The organism is Paenarthrobacter sp. RAF54_2 (assembly GCF_052113945.1).
Lineage (GTDB): Bacteria > Actinomycetota > Actinomycetes > Actinomycetales > Micrococcaceae > Arthrobacter.
In genome coordinates this window covers 280,207-295,981 of record NZ_JBFRDV010000001.1, presented here as the reverse complement: position 1 = coordinate 295,981, position 15,775 = coordinate 280,207, and the positions used below count along the sequence as shown (strand labels likewise).

Below are 15,775 nucleotides of genomic sequence, written 5' to 3'. Positions count from 1 at the left end.
GGCTCGGTGGTTATGCGACGGTGTCGTTGGTGTCCTTACGGAGACCTTCCGCCTCGCCGTCGTCGTCGATCTCTGTTGAGGATGCTTCTTCTTCGGCCGCTGACTTTGAGTCCAAACCCCGGCGACGCCGCGTGGGCCAGGTGAGGATGAAGGTGACCGTCGCCGCCAGGAACACGAGCGCTCCAATGACGATTCCGGCATCCACCCAGAACTGTCCCGGGAAGAGACGGATGAGCGTGTCTTCCAGGGAGAAGGTCCAGGTGCCATTGGCGAAGAAGATCCGGTGGAACTCGGTGAAGAACTGCTGCCAGCTCAGGGCTGCCAACACTGCAAGGCCAATGATGATGACCAAAGTGACGATGGAGCCGGCGAAGAGCCCACGCCGAACGCCACCTTCACTGCGCTTACGCAAGTAGGCAATGGCGATGATGCTCAGAAGAATGAGCAACAGGCCGGCACCAAAGGATGTCAGAATGACCATCTTCACGTCCGCCATGTGCGCGACTTCGCTGTCTTTGAAAAGCTTGGCGCCGTCCTGGTTGACCAAGCCACCCAAATACCGTGGCCCCGACCAGTTGCTCAAGTAGTCCACAGCGTAGGAGCCATAAGTCATGCGATCGTCCGTGCTGAACCCGTACCCGTCTCCCGGGAAACCCGGCCGGTTGTATTCAACCCAGAGGAAGAGGGGGCTGGTCACTGCCCGGACAGCCAGCACCAGGAGGATCACAGGGAAGAAGACCGCGAGCAGTACCTGGAAAATCCTCGGGCCCATTGGCTTGACCTTCGCTGCCTGCTCGCGTTCTGCATTGCGCCTGGCAACCTCGTCCTCCGGCGGACGAACCTGAAGGGCCGACGTCGGCAAAGGTTCGGAATAGTGCGAGGGTTGGCGGCTTGTGGGCGCATCCGCCACCGTCTCAGCGAATAGCGGCGGCTCCGGCTCCACGTCCGCGGACTCGGCAGCCTTCCGGTCAGCGCGGCTCTCCGGCTGAACCGGGACCTGGCCTGAGGGAGCAGCAGAAGAACCACCCGGCGCGGTGGGCTTCATCCAGTCAAAGGCCGGCTCGTCGGGGTCCTCATGGACGTCCGTCTCCGGATCTTGTGGTTTTCGGCTCTTGTCACTCACAGCGGTTTCACTTCCGTAGGCATCCCACCGGCGTAACCATGCTGCCGGCACTCTTGTCTGCATTCGAGCCTACAGTCCGGGTTTGGGCAGAGACGAGGAGCCACCCCGCGTATAGCAAGATCGAAACGCAACTGTAAGGTGCGGGCATGTTCGCCTAGACCGCAATCCCCCGGTAGCCGGCGTCATGGCTGTCAAGGTCCCCAGTGGCGCCCGAACGGAATGAACGTCCACCCAGAACCAGGGTGTACGTCCAATAAGCTGCCAGGACCAGTGCCCCGATCGCGATCTTCATCCAAACCGGCAAGGGGCTTGGTGTCACGAATCCTTCCACCACGCCCGAAATGAGAAGTACCAGAACCAAGCCGAGGGCAACCGTGATGAGGGAACGCCCTTCGTCGGCGACGGCCTGCATCCGCGTCCTGGGTCCGGGCCGGACCATTGACCAAAAAATTTTCAGCCCGGCTGCGCCGGCGATGAAAACTGCGGTAAGTTCCATGAGTCCGTGGGGAAGGATGTAACTGAAGAAGACATCCAATTTTCCCGCAGAGGCAAACACACCGGCAGCCGCGCCTACGCCTTGGGCGTTGAGGAAGAGAATCATGGGCACCCAAAATCCCGTAATTCCGAACGCAACGGCTTGAGCGGAAATCCAGGCGTTATTGGTCCAGACCGCGCCGGCAAAGGACGCGGCCGGGTTCTCCGAGTAGTAGTCGATGAAATCGTCTTCAATGTACTGACGTACCCTGTCATCGCTGCCAAATGCGGCTCGCAGCGCCTCAGGCGACGCCCCGATCCAAAGTGCGTACGCGCCACTCACCAGCATGAAGAAGACCCCACACCACACCGTCAGCCATCGGAGTCTGTAGAACGCCGCGGGCAGTGCGATGACGAAGAAGCGGGCGAGGTCTTCCATGAAGTTCGAACGTGCCCCGGTGAACCTGGTTCGAGCCTGGGCAAGTGCGGCAGACAGGGATGAGGACAAGGCCGTCTCGGGAGCCACCGAGCGGATGAGTGACAGATGTGCGGAGACAGTCTGGTACAGGCGCAGCAATTCGTCGGCTTCGGACCCAGTGAGCCGCCGCTTATGGGCCAGAAAAGTGAGCCGCGACCATTTGTTCCCATGCACGGCCGAAAAGGCATCGATGTCCACGGCACCACCCTATCCCTGTCTGCCCAGTCCCTGTCTGCCCTACCCCTGTCCGTCGGGATGGGCGCGGCTAGACTCGTTGATGCGGGTACTTGATGCGCCCGCCGCGATTGCTACGCACCGGGGGCGGACTTGAGTTCAATCATCACAGGCGAGGCAGTGGTCTTGGAGTTGCGCCCGGCGTCCTTCGCCGCCCGCGCTCTGGGGCTCATTCTGGACGTCATTGCCAACGTCCTGATGTTGATCCTCCTCATCGTCCTGGTCCTCTCCGCCGCCCGGGATCTCGATGAAGCCGCGGTCCGGGCCATGATCCTGGCCTGTGTCGTCTTCTCCTTCGTCATCGTTCCCGTCACTGTGGAGACGCTCACCCGCGGCCGCTCACTGGGGAAACTGGCCGCGGGCCTGCGTGTGGTCCGGGACGACGGCGGTTCCATCAGGTTCCGGCACGCGGTCATCCGTGGGATGCTGGGGTTCCTCGAGATTTACATGACCTTCGGTGGCCTCGCTATCGGCGTGGCACTTTTCAACGACAAATCCAAGCGCCTCGGCGACGTCGTAGCCGGCACATACTCGCTGCGGCAGCGCGTGCCCTCCGAGCCGAGGATCTTTCCCGGCGCTCCCCCTTACCTCCAACCATGGGTAGCCATGGCGGACATTGGCCGGATCCCCGACGCCACAGCCCGCCGGGCCGGAACCTTCGTTCAGCAGGCATACCTCATGGCACCATCCTCACGCGTCAGGATGGCCGCAGCACTGGCCTCCGAGCTGGCCAACTACGTCGCGCCGCCACCGCCCGCCGGAACTATCCCCGAAGACTACATAGGGGCAGTCCTCGGCGAGCGACGCAACCGCGAACTTGTCCGCCTGCGCACGGCGGAACAGCGCAACGCCGCCATCGGCGAAAGGCTGCGCAAGCTGCCGTTTACCCAGGGCTGAGACAACGCCGGCGCTTCCGGCCGGAGGCCGCCGGCTGTACTGTCCAGGCACGTTCGCTCGTTCCTCGCTTGGACGCACGCTGCCGGACCCCGACCCCCAGCCTTTCGCCGCCCTTCTTAGTGCCAGTGCGCCGGCGTCGTGAGTCTTTCGGGTAGGCGCGTTTCAGGGTTTCCTTGGGCGGCGTTGATTTGCGGTTGGGTCAGGTAGAGGGACCTGGAGAGGTTGGCACCGTGGAGACGGGAATCTCGCAAATCGGCGCCGAGGAGGTCCACGGCGGTTAAATCACTGCGCTCCAGGTTTGCCCGTATCAGGTAGGCACCGCGGAGGTCCGAGCCGCACAGTTGTCGCTTTGCCAAATTGGCGCCCATGAGGTCGGCACCCGGGTGGAGTCCGCCGTCGGGCATTTCACGGCCCTCAGCCCCATATGAAGCGCGCACCTCCTCGCTGACCTCCATCAGCAGGGCACGCACTTCAGCATGTAAATGTCCGACGTCGGCAGCCAGGACTGCGGAAGCTTCGCCTTGGGATGTGGTTTCAATATCTGTGGACAGCCGGCGGGCGGTGGCCGCCAGCTCCGGATCGAAAGCGCGTTGCTCAGCTTCGGACAAGTACCACAACATTTCGTGCAGTTGCTTGACCACCTTGAAGACAACGAACATCGAGGACTTGGACGCTGGGTCCTGGACCCAACTCGTGCCCCCGAATGTGTGCTGGGAAACCACTTGGCCTGCGCCGAAGCAGTCAAAGACGGTACATCCGCTGAATCCGCGGGGCCGCAACCGTTGATGGATGGTGCAGGAAAAGTCGCTGGCCATGTTCGGGCAGGCCGAAGCAGCGGGTTTATCGATCGCGAAATCAGCCGAGCGGGCAAAGCCAAGGGCGGTGCAGCAGAGGGCGAAGCAATTGCCGCAGTCCGGGCGAAGGGTTGGCGGAATAGTCACAGCAATTGTGTCCCCGGCTGGAAATAGCGGCTACCGCTGGGCGTAGCTGGTCCAAGGGATGTTCCAGTCGCCGAAGCCCTCCAAGGGTTCCACAGCGGGCGCACCGGTATTCAGGATCTGCACGACGTCGCCGGTTTTCATGTTGTTGAAGAACCACGCGGCGTCGTCTGGCAGCAACCCAACGCAGCCGTGGGAGACGTTCACGCGTCCAATGGCGCCCCAAGCGGACTCCAGGGCCTGATGGACATAGACGCCGGACCAGGTGAGGCGGTTGGCATAATCCACCACCATAGGAGCGTAGTAGCCTTTGTCCCCGGGTTTGAGGCCGATGCTTCCAGCGTTGAAGTTCGATTTGCGTTCCTGCTCCAGGATCACGGCGTAGCCGGTGGGCGAAAGCCAGTCTTCTCCGCCCAGCGATACGGGCGCGGTGTGCATCAATTGGCCGTCGAAATACACGTTCATGGTCTTGGTGTTGTCATCCACTACAGCCACGCGCTGCGGCCCAGTAGTGAAAGTGGAAACAACATCGCCATTTCCAATCATGTTGTTGCCGAAATCGACGCCCAGGAGCTTCATATCCACTGTGACCGTGGTTCCCGACGCCCAGAATGCCTCCGGGCGAATGCGGACCTTCTTGTCCGAGTACCAATGCCACGCGACTGGCTGGCCCGATGAAACAGTGATGGCAACGCGCTTTTCCATCGCGGCCTTGTCAACCACAGGTTCACTGAAGTTGATTTCGATCGGCTGGCCCGAGCCGGCAACTGTGCCGTTGCGCGGATAAATGGAAGCGTCGGCTTCGTAGGCAGCAGAAACCGTGGTGAAGGTCTGCGTCTTCTTGGTTTCCTTACCTGCAGTGTCCACAATGGTGAAGGAGTAGCTGTACTGGGTCTTGAACTTCAGGACCTCAAGCGTTGTCCACGTGCTGCCGTCCGCGCTGGTCTTCCCCTGCACAGGTGTACCGCCGTCAACTGGCGCCAAAACTACGTCCTTGACCTTACCGTTGACGGCCTTGATCTGGGGGCCAACCACTGGATTCCATTCCACAGCGCCGTCCAGCGGTGTGATGCCCAACTCCACGGGTTTAGCCTCTGGCGTCGGAGTGGATTGGGTTGTTCCCACGCCGTTCGGGGTGGCACCGGCCAGCAATCCAGGAACGGTGGCAACGCCAATACCGCCCAGGACGAGGGCCGCGCAGACCCCTGCAATGGCAAGGATCTTGCCCGTTTTCCGTTTGGCGACTTCCGTCATGGTTCCTGTCTTCCTGTCCCCCGGCAAGCAATACTGAACACCCAATTCTAGCCGAAAGGCCGGCCACGCTGGTCACGTGTCCGGCCTTTCACTGCGGGCTTGAGGCTACCTGTTTGTGGTTACTGCCACCGCAAACTGAACTTGGCTTAGTAGCGGTAGTGCTCCGGCTTGTAAGGGCCTGCAACATCCAGGTCCAGGTAGTCCGCCTGGTCCTTGCTCAGTTCCGTCAACTCCACGCCAAGCGCATCCAGGTGCAGGCGTGCCACCTTTTCGTCCAGGATCTTGGGCAGGACGTAAACCTGCTTCTGGTATTCGCGTTCCCCTGCCGGCTGGTCCTTCTTGGTCCAGAGTTCAATCTGCGCGATCGTCTGGTTGGTGAACGAGTTGCTCATCACGAAAGAAGGGTGGCCTGTTGCGTTGCCCAGGTTCAGGAGCCTGCCTTCAGACAGAACGATGATTGACCGCTCGGAGTCGGAACCGGCCTCGAAGACCCACTCGTGAACCTGCGGCTTGATCTCCACCTTCTTGACCCCGGGAACCTTCGCAAGTCCGGCGATGTCGATCTCGTTATCGAAGTGGCCGATGTTGCCCACAATGGCCTTGTTCTTCATGCCCAGCATGTGCTCGGCCATGATGACGTCCTTGTTGCCAGTGGTGGTGATGAAGATGTCACCCTGGGCAAGGACAGACTCCAGCTTGGCCACCTGGTAGCCGTCCATGGCGGCTTGCAGGGCACAAATGGGGTCGATCTCGGTAACTACGACGCGCGAACCCTGGCCGCGCAGTGCTTCTGCCGCTCCCTTACCGACGTCGCCATAGCCACAAACCACGGCAACCTTGCCGCCCATGAGGACGTCCGTTGCACGGTTGATGCCGTCCGGCAGCGAGTGGCGGATGCCGTACTTGTTGTCGAACTTGCTCTTGGTGACGGAATCGTTGACGTTGATGGCCGGGAACAGCAGCTTGCCCTGTTCCGCGAGCTGGTACAGCCGGTGCACGCCAGTGGTGGTTTCTTCCGTGACGCCCTGGATCCGGGCTGCCACGCGCGTCCACTTCTGCGGGTCCGCGGCCAGGGTCCGGCGAAGGAGGTCCAGGATGAGGACGTACTCTTCAGGATCTTCCTCGGTGGCTGCGGGAACAGCACCTGCTGCCTCGAAATCGACGCCCTTGTGCAGCAGTAAGGTGGCGTCACCGCCGTCGTCCAGAATCATGTTGGGACCCAGCTCCGGGTTTTCGTCCGCTCCCGGCCAGGTGAGGATCTGCTCAGCGGTCCACCAGTATTCCTCGAGGGTCTCGCCCTTCCAGGCGAAGACGGGAACGCCTTGCGGATCCTCCGGCGTGCCTTTGCCGACGACGACGGCGGCAGCGGCTTCGTCCTGGGTGGAGAAAATGTTGCACGAAGCCCAACGGACCTCGGCACCCAGAGCGGTGAGGGTTTCAATGAGGACGGCTGTCTGGACCGTCATGTGCAGCGAACCGGCGATGCGGGCGCCCTTGAGCGGCTGCGAGGGGCCGAACTCAGCACGAAGGGACATGAGCCCCGGCATTTCGTGCTCGGCGAGACGGATCTGGTGGCGGCCTGCCTCGGCAAGGGAAATGTCAGCCACTTTGTAGTCGAAAGTCATGGAAGTCCTTATAGATGTTTAGGCGTACCGTGCGGGATTGCTGTTCTGGAAGTACGTCAGGCTTTGGCGTGGTGCTGGCCGGAACTTGCGGCGTTGGAGGCAGCAAGCAGTTCCGGGGGCAGAAGCAAGGGAATGCCGTCCTCGATCGCGTAACGGACCTTTTCACCGTTCTCGGCGGCAGCCGTTGAAACAAGCTCCTCGCCCTCCTGGACCAGCGGTGAGCCCGTCACGGGGCAGCGCAGGATGGACAACAGTTCAGGACTGACCTTTGGCATGAATGATGCTCCCTGGATGGCGCGGGTGTGGCGCCGCTGGCGGATTTATCTGCAGATTCCAGCCTACAGCGCACGACCATCCCCCAAGGAGCCGACGACGATTTGAGTCCCGGGGTTGCCGCAGTTGGCTCAGCCAGAACGGACTTAGGACGGTTCGCGCAGAATCCGCAAGTGGCCACGGCGCGTACCTTCAACCATGGCGGGGGGCTCGACATGCGGCCTACTGGTACGGGGTGGGGTGTCCGTTGCCGCTGAGGCGGCTTCCCGCACGGCGTTGGCGAGTGCCAGCAAGTCATCCGGGCCAGGCTCCGGAGGTGTTGTTGGCATAGCCAGGCGAAGGACTTCCCAGCCCCGTGGAACCGTAAGGGATTCCGCATGCTGGGCGCAAAGATCGTACGCATGCGGTTCGGCGTACGTGGCCAGCGGGCCGAGGACCGCTGTGGACTCGGCATACACGTACGTCAAAGTAGCCACCGCGGATTGGCGGCAGGCGGACCTTGAACACTGACGAATAGCACCCACAACATCCCAGATTAGCGCCCTTTGGCCCATACTCTGCGCATTGGCTGGCCGTGCCCGCCCGGAAGCTGCAGTCTGCGCCGGTCACGGCGCGCTGTTCGCCATGATGTCGCGTTGGCGGTTCCTCGGGACTAAAGTCGATATATGCAGTCACAGCCACATGTTCCTGGCTTCACAATCCGGTGGACTGACGCCGAAGGCGATCAGGCAAAGGAACACACCGGCGCGGATGTCCGTGGTTTCCGGCGGCGCCGGAGAAACCGTCACGGCAGAGGACTGCGGGGGGAACTCATGCTCCCAAGTCTTCCCGGCTTCCGGACCCGTGCCGAGCGTTTTGACGACATGGTGCTGGACTCCGCTGAACGCCTCCAGGATATGTGGGGCAAGCAGTTGGATGGCGTGCTCTTCGCCGTCGACGAAATCCCGCCCAACCTGGAGCAATTGGTGGCCGAAGGTACGGCAGCTCCCATGGGCTCCTACACCCCGGGCGGCCGCGGCGAAGCACCCATGATCACTGTGTACCGCCGTGTCGTGGAACAGACTGCCGGAACACGGGAAGAGCTCCAGGACCTCGTCCACGACGTCGTGGTGGAGTACACCGCGGAAATGCTCGGTGTACCGCCGGAGACGCTGGATCCCGTGTACCGGCGTCGTTACCAGTAGCGCCGGTAGCGCCTGGCCCGTAGCGCCTAGTAGCCCACTGTCACAGGAACTTTTTCGAGCCCCGCAGCCGCATCCTGGATGCCCAGCACGGACACGTCGGCGCGATCCTGCTTACCCAGGAGAAGCGCTCCATATACAGGATCCCCTGACGCTGAAACCACGTACCCGGCAACCACTGCCTGTCCGGATTTTGCCGGAAGCTCGATCAGCGAAGTTGTGCCACCGGACATGTCCACCTCCACGGACTTGCCCACCTTCCCATCGGCTGTCACTGGTGCGTAGCTGACAGTTGCACGTCCCTCAGGAACACCGAAGCTAAAGAAACCCTGCCCGTCACGGGGCACTGCCACCACATGCTGGCTGCCAAGGCGGGCCGAGGACGGCGACCAAGCGAAATCCGTTGGCTCTTCGGCCTTGGCTCCCCGCGCAATCCGGGTTGAAGCCACGAACGCGACATCAGAACTCGCGCTCACGGTGTAACTGCCGGCCGGAACGCCGTCGAGGTCCAAGGTAGCAACCGTGCCGCCCTTAACGGTGACTACTCCCCCGTTGGGGAGCTGGCGCTCACCGTTGGCGCCGTACAGCCGGACTTGAACCACGGCGTCCGTGGACCCAGGTACGGCTATTTGAAGCGCGGGAACAGCATCGGCGAAGCCCGATTTGCTGCCCAGCGCCTTGATCGCTGCCGCATCCTGAATGTCGACGCCGGCCATCACCTGGAGATTGGACGGCCCGGAACCTGGGGACAGGAACTCCACCCCACCCGGCACAAGTCCACGGAGCACGCTCTGCTGGATGGTCCCTGCAACGGGTCCGCCCGAGCTGCGTACGTGCACTGCCAGTTGGGATTCGCCGGGGGCAAGGCCGGCAAGGTTTACCGCGCGCGTTGTCCCTGGAGCCACCAAAAGACCCCGTGCGCCAGGCGCCTGGATCTGTCCCTGGGCGCCAAAGAGGTCCAGGTTGACGGTAGCGGGCGTTTCCGATGCATTGCTGAGGTTCAGGACCGCCGTCCGGCCAAGCGCGGTGTCCGCACCCAAAAGCCAAGCGTCGTTTCCGGGTTGCTGACACGGAGCCGCCGCAAGGCCGCGGAGGTCGCCGTCCTTGGCTGAATAGCTCAGGTTCGCGGCCAAGGAGGCTTGTTCGTTTCCGATCGGGTCAGCAGCCACCACGGTAGGTGCGGTCACAGGGCTGATGGATGCAGCCGCTGCCGCCAAAACCGGTGGACCGGAAGTGGGCGATGGTGTGCTCGTGGGGGTCTTGGCAATTTCCGCAACTGCGTCCCCTGCCAGCGACATCACTTTACTGCCCGGAATGGTGCCTGCGGGATTGCTCAGGACCAGTGCGTTAAGCGCACTCGTGGCTGTGGTGGAAACCGGGCTGAACTCAGCATCAGTGTCCACATCGGTTCCCGTGACAAGGCGCGCAGGTTCCGGGCAAACGCCCAGGGAGCGGCCCGCAGGAACATCGGCTTGCCGGACGTCCACTGCAGAGCCGCCAGAGGGCGCTGGAACCATCGAGGTGGCAGCGACTGCTCCGCCTCCCGCCGCCAGGATCACTGCTGCTGACAAGACCCCAGTGATGATCCCCTTGTTGGAACTGCGGGCGCCCTTGCTGGAACTGCGGGCATCCTTGGCGGAGTTGCGTGCATCTTTGGTGGAACTGCGCGTCCCGTCATCGTCCGCCTGCTTCTTTGGGTCCTCAGACACTGCTGTACTCCTTACGGAGGGAGACTTCGTCCCTCGACATGCCGGTTCGCGAGCGGCGGGCGGGCATCGGAACTGCCAGCAGCACGGTCAGTCCGAACACGACGGCCTGCAGGATCCCGAACCAAAGACCCCAAGGGTTGGTGTACCGGATTTCCAGGTTGCCTCCATTGGCCGGAAGTTCGAAAGCCTGGGCCCATCCGGAGGTGGCCGACTTCAGCTGTCGCCCATCCATCCAAGCACTCCAGCCGGGATCGGACCGTTCAGCCAGGACCACCCGACGGCCCTCGTCACCCGCGGGCACCGCTGCGTCAACGGACACCTCAGCTGACGGCAGGGAGCCGATGGCCTCACCTTGGGCGTTGAGAATGCGCACCCTGTGCGTGGTGTCTGCGGCGGTGGCGGCAGCGGGATTCCGCGGGGTTACGCGCCACAACCACCCGGCGTCGGTTTGTCCAACAGCAACAAGGCCCGGGACGGCGTCGATCCTGCTGGCCGTCAGCTGGGCCGCGTCATCAGCGGCCTTGAGCACCACAAAACCGGCACCGAGCTGCTCCAAATCGTTGCGGGGGTCCACCCCTGTGCTCGCCACAATGGTGGCCACTGCCCTGCGGAGGGAGGCGGTAGCGGCGTCGTCGGCAGCAATCTCTTCGYGACCCGGCGCCCCAATAATGGTCCTGGCCGAAGAGATGGTGGACAAGTTGTCCAGCGTAGTCCCTGCACCACGCATCAGCGAGGACGTAAAGGCACCCTGCTCGCCGCTGGTGATAACCAACGTTCGCGTACGTTCGGGTCCCTCTCCGCGGTCGACGGCGGTGGCTGGCAAGGTGTCGTTATCCACCGGCCACACTTGGCGGGCCGAGCCCAAAGATGGCTTCTCATGGGCCTCTGACGTTGTGGCGTCAGCGGTTTGGGTAGCCGTTGGGGCCTCGGATGAGGGCTGCAGGACGTTTTGTCCTGCCCATGCCACCATCCCGGCCAACGGTCCACAGACGAGGAGAGCCAGTGCCACGCCCGAAGCTACGCGCCGCAAGGGCGACTTCCAACGGGCGGCATCAGTCGTCCTGGTGGGAATGGCGAAGATTTTATCGGCGCCGAGCAACGCCGCACCGAGCAGCAGGATGCCCGCCGCTGAAACCGCCGGTCCGGTGAAGGGACCAACAATCACATTGTTGTTGACGCCTGTGGCCACGTGGCCCATCAGCCAACTGCTGGCCAAGGTAGCCAGCGCGGCCAACCAGAAGACGCGTGCCAGGACGGTGCGCTTACCAGGAAGGAACAGTGCTGCGACAGCCAGGAGAAGTACTGGCACGCTGACCAGCAGAGCAAGCAACAGAGCCCAGGGCACAGGGCCAGGCCCGAACATCCCAAGACCTGTGAGGCCGCCGTCCATTTCGAACGCCAGGGGCTGGCCCAGGAACTGTTGCCACAGTGGGGCCGCGTCGAAACTGAGTGGCAAGCCCGGATCGGCCAGCAAGGACCGGGGGCGGTCAAGTACCGAAATTCCATAGGGAATGAACAGTGCGGCGCTGGGCAAAAGCGACCACCAGAGTGTCTTGCCCCGCGGTCCGAGCACCACGGCTGCCAAGACGACGACCACCGTAATGGGCCCCAAGAGGGACGGTGCCGATGCAGTGATCGCAGCCATAGCCAAGCCCGCAGCCGCCGCAGCGGTCCAGGACGGGGTGCCGTTAATGCCCGGTTTACCGAGCACGAGGGCCGGGCGGCGCGTGAAAGGTACCCGTGTGGCATGGGCACGGCCTATCGCCGAACCCGAGGCACGTATTAGCGCCAGCATCAGCAACGGCATCAGGACGTGCGCCACCAAAGCACCTGGCCTGCCCTGGTTTATGGCAACCAGCAATGCAGGCGCCCCGGACCAGGCAAGAGCGGCAACAATCCGGAACCGGCGCCGGGTGGTCAAAGCCCCTGCAGCGAACCAGGCACCGATTGCAGAGAGTGGCATGGCCAGGATCAGCAACCACACTGTTGCCGAGTTGCCATCGCCACCGCCAAACAGGGAAAGGAGCCACAACACGTAAGCGAAGGGATCGGCGTGCCCGGGCAGTCCCGCACCGAGGGAAATCCACCACGTGGAGGCGTTGGCCCAGATATCGGAGGGTGACTCGGACAATGGGAGGAGCCCTCCCCCCGCCACAGTTCCCGTGCGAAGGAGGCCGAAGAGCCCAATGAAAGAAGCGGCGAACGCGATGAGGGCGGCAGCAACTGCGCCGGTGCCAACCCATCCGCGTTCGTTGGTGGCCAGCGCTGCGAAATCGTCAGAGGCATCGCCGCTGGGTTCGGGGGCGAGAAGATCCGAGGCCACAGTAGTTTCCTCGCTGGGGCGGATGGCCTCCAGCAGGGAACGCCTGTTGGCACGGACTTCGCGCGACGACGCTTGGAGGCCCCGGACCACCGAACGGTGCAAGCGGCGGGTCTTCGCGGCAATCCGGCGGCCTCTTGCAATAGCGAGGGGCCGCACCAAGCCAGCGACGGTGGCCGTGAACTGGGAGAATCCGTAGCCCGGTTCCTTGACCAAAATACTCAGCACCAGACGGACGAGTGCGCCCAAGAGCGCCCCCACAGCCTGGAACGGCAGGTTCCACCACGGCGTGTGTTTGAGGCGCATGTGAATTTGTGCTTTGCGTGCTGCGGAGGACGTACCCAGACCGTGCGGCCGGTGCTCCACGTGGAACATGCGCGCGCTTGGCACCACCACCACGCGGTTACCGGCAAGCCAGTTGCGCCAGCAGAAATCGACGTCGTCTCCGCTGCCCGGCAAGGCAGGGTCAAAACCCTGCAACTGCTCCCAAACGTCCCTGCGGATCAACATGCCGGCAGAGTTCACCGCGAAGGTGTCAGAGCGGGCATCGTATTGCCCTTGGTCCACTTCGTCGGCGTCGATCAGTGTGAGGCGTTCGGCCCAGCGGCTGGTGGACAAGCCAACGTCCACCACATGACGGTCGTCGTGCCACCCAAGCTGCTTGCAGCCGGCAACAGTTACCGAAGTGGTCCGTTCCACGGCGTGGAGAAGCTCGGTCAAGGCGTCAGGAGCAGGAGCGGCGTCGTCGTGAAGGAGCCAGATCCATTGGACAGCACCGGCCGCTTCAGCGTCTTCGGCTCCGTCGTTGGGTGCAAGCTCGTCCAGGCCCGCCTGGACAGCGGCACCAAAGCCAGACTTTGGCTGGACGTACTTGGTGACGTTTGCTTGCCCCAAGGCCTCCCAGAGCAAGTCGAGGGAGTTGTCAGTGGATCCTGTATCAATGCCAATGGCGGCATCTGCCGAACGCGTCTGGTCCGACAGTGCCGCCAAGGTCCTGGGGAGATAGTTCCCGCCATCGTGGGAAACCACGACGGCGGTAACGTGTACTTCCTTAAGAATTAGACTGCCCGCTTCCTTAGCCGGCGACGTTCGCGCTCGGAGAGCCCGCCCCAGATGCCGAATCGTTCGTCGTTTGCGAGGGCGTACTCAAGGCACTGAGAACGGACGTTGCACGCTCCGCAGACCTTCTTCGCATCCCTAGTTGAGCCGCCCTTTTCGGGGAAGAATGCTTCCGGATCCGTCTGGGCGCACAGGGCGTCTGTCTGCCAACCGAGTTCGCCCTCGTCATCGAAGTCGCCTTGGCTCGGCAGTCCGATCCACACCGGCTGTCCTGGGATTTCCTGAGGACGACGCAACTCCATCGGAGGGTCGTCCACATCTTCGTCCGGCCCGGCAGGCAGGTCGCCAATCAACGCCTCGTGTGCAGCGAGGAGGGCAGTTGCCTGATCCTCCAACGACTGCTGCACGTTCTGGTTGTATCGGTCTGCCGCTTCCGGATCCGCCGGGTCCACGTACCAGTCCCCTGGTACCTCCCGCGAACGGTATTTCACCGACGCATGTTCTGCGACGACTGCATCTTCCTGGATACGCAACGCTTGCCCCATGGCGTCCCTCCTGATTTTGCAGCTGCTGCTTGGATGTATTTCCGATCCCCGGTGTTGTTCCGGGAATCTGTGCAGCGGCGTTGATTACTAATTACACGCGTGTAACTACCCGCCAGTCAAGCCGTGCCGGGATAATAATCAAGAATCTGTAGAAACGTGGGATGCGCCACGCCCAACGTTTTCCGCCGTGGCGCGGCTGGTTGGAGGAAAAACGGAAGCCCCGCATCACTTTGCATGAACAATTCCTGACATTCCGCGGAATTCCCAAGATCACGCCCGGATGTCCATCGATTGGACTTAACGGAGGTGTGTCGCATTTCACATTTCCCCGTGGGGCGGCGGCCCCACCGTGGCAGGATTGATCCATGAGCATCCCGGCAGCGAACCTGATGACCACCCTGCGATCCGGCCATTCCACCTCCCCGAGGCTGACGTGGTACGGCCCTGATTCCGAGCGCGTGGAGCTCTCCGGGCGGGTCTTGGACAACTGGGTTGCCAAGACCAGCAACCTGCTGCAGGACGAACTGGACGCCGAGCCGGGCAAGGCTGTCCGGTTGGACCTTCCCGCACACTGGAAATCCTTTGTGTGGGCACTCGCCGCCTGGCAGTTGGGCATGGAGGTGGTCTTCGATGGCACCACCGCTGACCTGCTGGTAACAGACACTCCCGACGACGGCGCCGGGGCCGGCTTCGAGGCGGTCGTCGCCGTGCCGCTCGCGGCACTTGCGATGCGGTGGCCCGGCGACCTGCCACCCGGCGTCGTGGATTATGCTGCGGAAGTCCGCTCCCATGGTGACGTCTTCATGGCGCACAACGAACCGGAAGCCGGACTCCCGGCCGTCCGTGGCACAGCGGGCCACGCCCATGACACCCTTCTGGACGGATTCGCTGCACCCCAGGAAACCGGCGTACGGCTCTTGGTTCGGGCGGCCGACGGTTTGGAGCCGGGCTTGGCAGCGGCGTTGGGCGCGTGGAAGGAAGACGGCTCAGTGGTGCTGGTGCATCCCGACCTGGAAGTGACCGAGCACCTGATTGAGAATGAGCGCGTCAGCCGATCCTGAGATCAGTTCTTGATGGAGGGCACTTCGCCGGTCGGCGGTGCGCCATGGCCCGCCTCCGCAGCTGACTTCTCCTTGTGATGGAGCTCCAGGATCTCGTGGTCGTGGGAGTAAGCCGGCTCGGCATCCAACTCTTCGTTGAAAACCCAGAAGCGGTATGCGAAGAACCGGAAAATGGTGCCCAGGACGAGCCCCACGACGCTTCCTGCGATAAACAGCGACGGCTTGTCATTCAGGTCCAGCACGTACTTGGCGAACCACACGCAACCGGAGGCAATCAGCAGCCCGACGAAGTTCATGACGGCAAACAGAACGGCTTCACGGACCACGTTCGCCTGTTTACGGTGGCGGAAGGTCCAGAAGCGGTTGGCTACCCAGGAGAACACGCTTGCAACGATCGTCGCAATGGCCTTCGCCCAAACTTCGCTTCCGTGCATCGGGCCCGAAAACAGCCAGATGTAAACTGCCGAGTCAATGACAAAAGCAACACCGCCTACGGCGCCGAACTTTGCTACCTCGCGCCAAAAAAGCGAGGCAAGTCCGCGGATGCGATCTGCAAGTGTGGTGATCATGACCCTCCATGGCCGTTGAAAAGTGGGCCGATGGG

14 protein-coding genes are annotated in these 15,775 nt (G+C 62.6%); 3 read left to right on the top strand and 11 right to left on the bottom strand.

All coding sequences use genetic code 11. The features are described 5' to 3' along the window. Positions 1–10: 10 nt before the first annotated feature. Together AB4Y87_RS01335 and AB4Y87_RS01330 are read right to left on the bottom strand one after the other, a co-directional pair. Positions 11–1,123 carry a TIGR01906 family membrane protein gene (locus AB4Y87_RS01335; RefSeq protein ID WP_442002689.1) on the bottom strand — a complete coding sequence of 371 codons (1,113 nt, stop codon included), beginning with the start codon at positions 1,121–1,123 and terminating at the stop codon, positions 11–13. A gap of 154 nt (positions 1,124–1,277) precedes the next feature. Further along, complete coding sequence (locus tag AB4Y87_RS01330) at positions 1,278–2,273, bottom strand: stage II sporulation protein M (RefSeq protein WP_442002688.1); 996 nt, start codon at positions 2,271–2,273, stop codon at positions 1,278–1,280. 129 nt (positions 2,274–2,402) lie between these two features. Between AB4Y87_RS01330 and AB4Y87_RS01325 the strand changes: the two genes are divergently transcribed. Continuing rightward, entirely contained in the window at positions 2,403–3,206 is an 804-nt protein-coding gene (locus tag AB4Y87_RS01325) for an RDD family protein (RefSeq protein WP_442002687.1), read from the top strand. Between the two features lie 116 nt (positions 3,207–3,322). Here AB4Y87_RS01325 and AB4Y87_RS01320 read toward each other — a convergent pair whose 3' ends face one another. From AB4Y87_RS01320 to AB4Y87_RS01300, 5 genes are all read right to left on the bottom strand, one after another. After that, a complete protein-coding gene (locus AB4Y87_RS01320) occupies positions 3,323–4,147 on the bottom strand; it encodes a pentapeptide repeat-containing protein (protein WP_442002686.1) in 825 nt (274 codons plus the stop codon). A gap of 30 nt (positions 4,148–4,177) precedes the next feature. Continuing rightward, positions 4,178–5,398 (bottom strand): Ig-like domain-containing protein, encoded by a 1,221-nt coding sequence (locus AB4Y87_RS01315; RefSeq protein ID WP_442002685.1) that lies wholly within the window; start codon positions 5,396–5,398, stop codon positions 4,178–4,180. A gap of 146 nt (positions 5,399–5,544) precedes the next feature. After that, complete coding sequence (gene ahcY, locus AB4Y87_RS01310) at positions 5,545–7,023, bottom strand: adenosylhomocysteinase (protein ID WP_442002684.1); 1,479 nt, start codon at positions 7,021–7,023, stop codon at positions 5,545–5,547. A 56-nt stretch (positions 7,024–7,079) separates the two neighbouring features. Beyond that, on the bottom strand, positions 7,080–7,298 hold the full coding sequence (locus tag AB4Y87_RS01305) for a Trm112 family protein (RefSeq protein ID WP_416418316.1): 219 nt from the start codon (positions 7,296–7,298) through the stop codon (positions 7,080–7,082). Positions 7,299–7,442: 144 nt separating this feature from the next. After that, positions 7,443–7,850 carry a DUF3499 domain-containing protein gene (locus AB4Y87_RS01300; protein ID WP_442002683.1) on the bottom strand — a complete coding sequence of 136 codons (408 nt, stop codon included), beginning with the start codon at positions 7,848–7,850 and terminating at the stop codon, positions 7,443–7,445. A 111-nt stretch (positions 7,851–7,961) separates the two neighbouring features. On the opposite strand from AB4Y87_RS01300, the gene AB4Y87_RS01295 reads away from it, so the two are divergent. Then, the gene (locus tag AB4Y87_RS01295; RefSeq protein WP_442002682.1) at positions 7,962–8,480 is read left to right on the top strand and encodes a metallopeptidase family protein; all 519 of its coding nucleotides are present in this window, start codon (positions 7,962–7,964) and stop codon (positions 8,478–8,480) included. A 26-nt stretch (positions 8,481–8,506) separates the two neighbouring features. On the opposite strand, the gene AB4Y87_RS01290 is transcribed toward AB4Y87_RS01295, so the two are convergent. From AB4Y87_RS01290 to AB4Y87_RS01280, 3 genes are read right to left on the bottom strand one after another with little or no spacing between them, the layout of a single operon-like run. Next, entirely contained in the window at positions 8,507–10,186 is a 1,680-nt protein-coding gene (locus AB4Y87_RS01290) for a DUF5719 family protein (protein WP_442002681.1), read from the bottom strand. Beyond that, positions 10,179–13,535, bottom strand: coding sequence for a glycosyltransferase (locus AB4Y87_RS01285; protein WP_442002680.1), 3,357 nt, complete (start codon positions 13,533–13,535; stop codon positions 10,179–10,181). Before AB4Y87_RS01285 ends, AB4Y87_RS01290 begins: the two co-directional genes overlap by 8 nt. A gap of 29 nt (positions 13,536–13,564) precedes the next feature. After that, positions 13,565–14,110 carry a WhiB family transcriptional regulator gene (locus AB4Y87_RS01280; RefSeq protein WP_431119087.1) on the bottom strand — a complete coding sequence of 182 codons (546 nt, stop codon included), beginning with the start codon at positions 14,108–14,110 and terminating at the stop codon, positions 13,565–13,567. 365 nt (positions 14,111–14,475) lie between these two features. Between AB4Y87_RS01280 and AB4Y87_RS01275 the strand changes: the two genes are divergently transcribed. Next, a complete protein-coding gene (locus AB4Y87_RS01275; RefSeq protein ID WP_442002679.1) occupies positions 14,476–15,171 on the top strand; it encodes a TIGR03089 family protein in 696 nt (231 codons plus the stop codon). A 2-nt stretch (positions 15,172–15,173) separates the two neighbouring features. On the opposite strand, the gene AB4Y87_RS01270 is transcribed toward AB4Y87_RS01275, so the two are convergent. Then, the gene (locus AB4Y87_RS01270) at positions 15,174–15,740 is read right to left on the bottom strand and encodes a GtrA family protein (RefSeq protein WP_442002678.1); all 567 of its coding nucleotides are present in this window, start codon (positions 15,738–15,740) and stop codon (positions 15,174–15,176) included. Between the last annotated feature and the right edge of the window lie 35 nt (positions 15,741–15,775).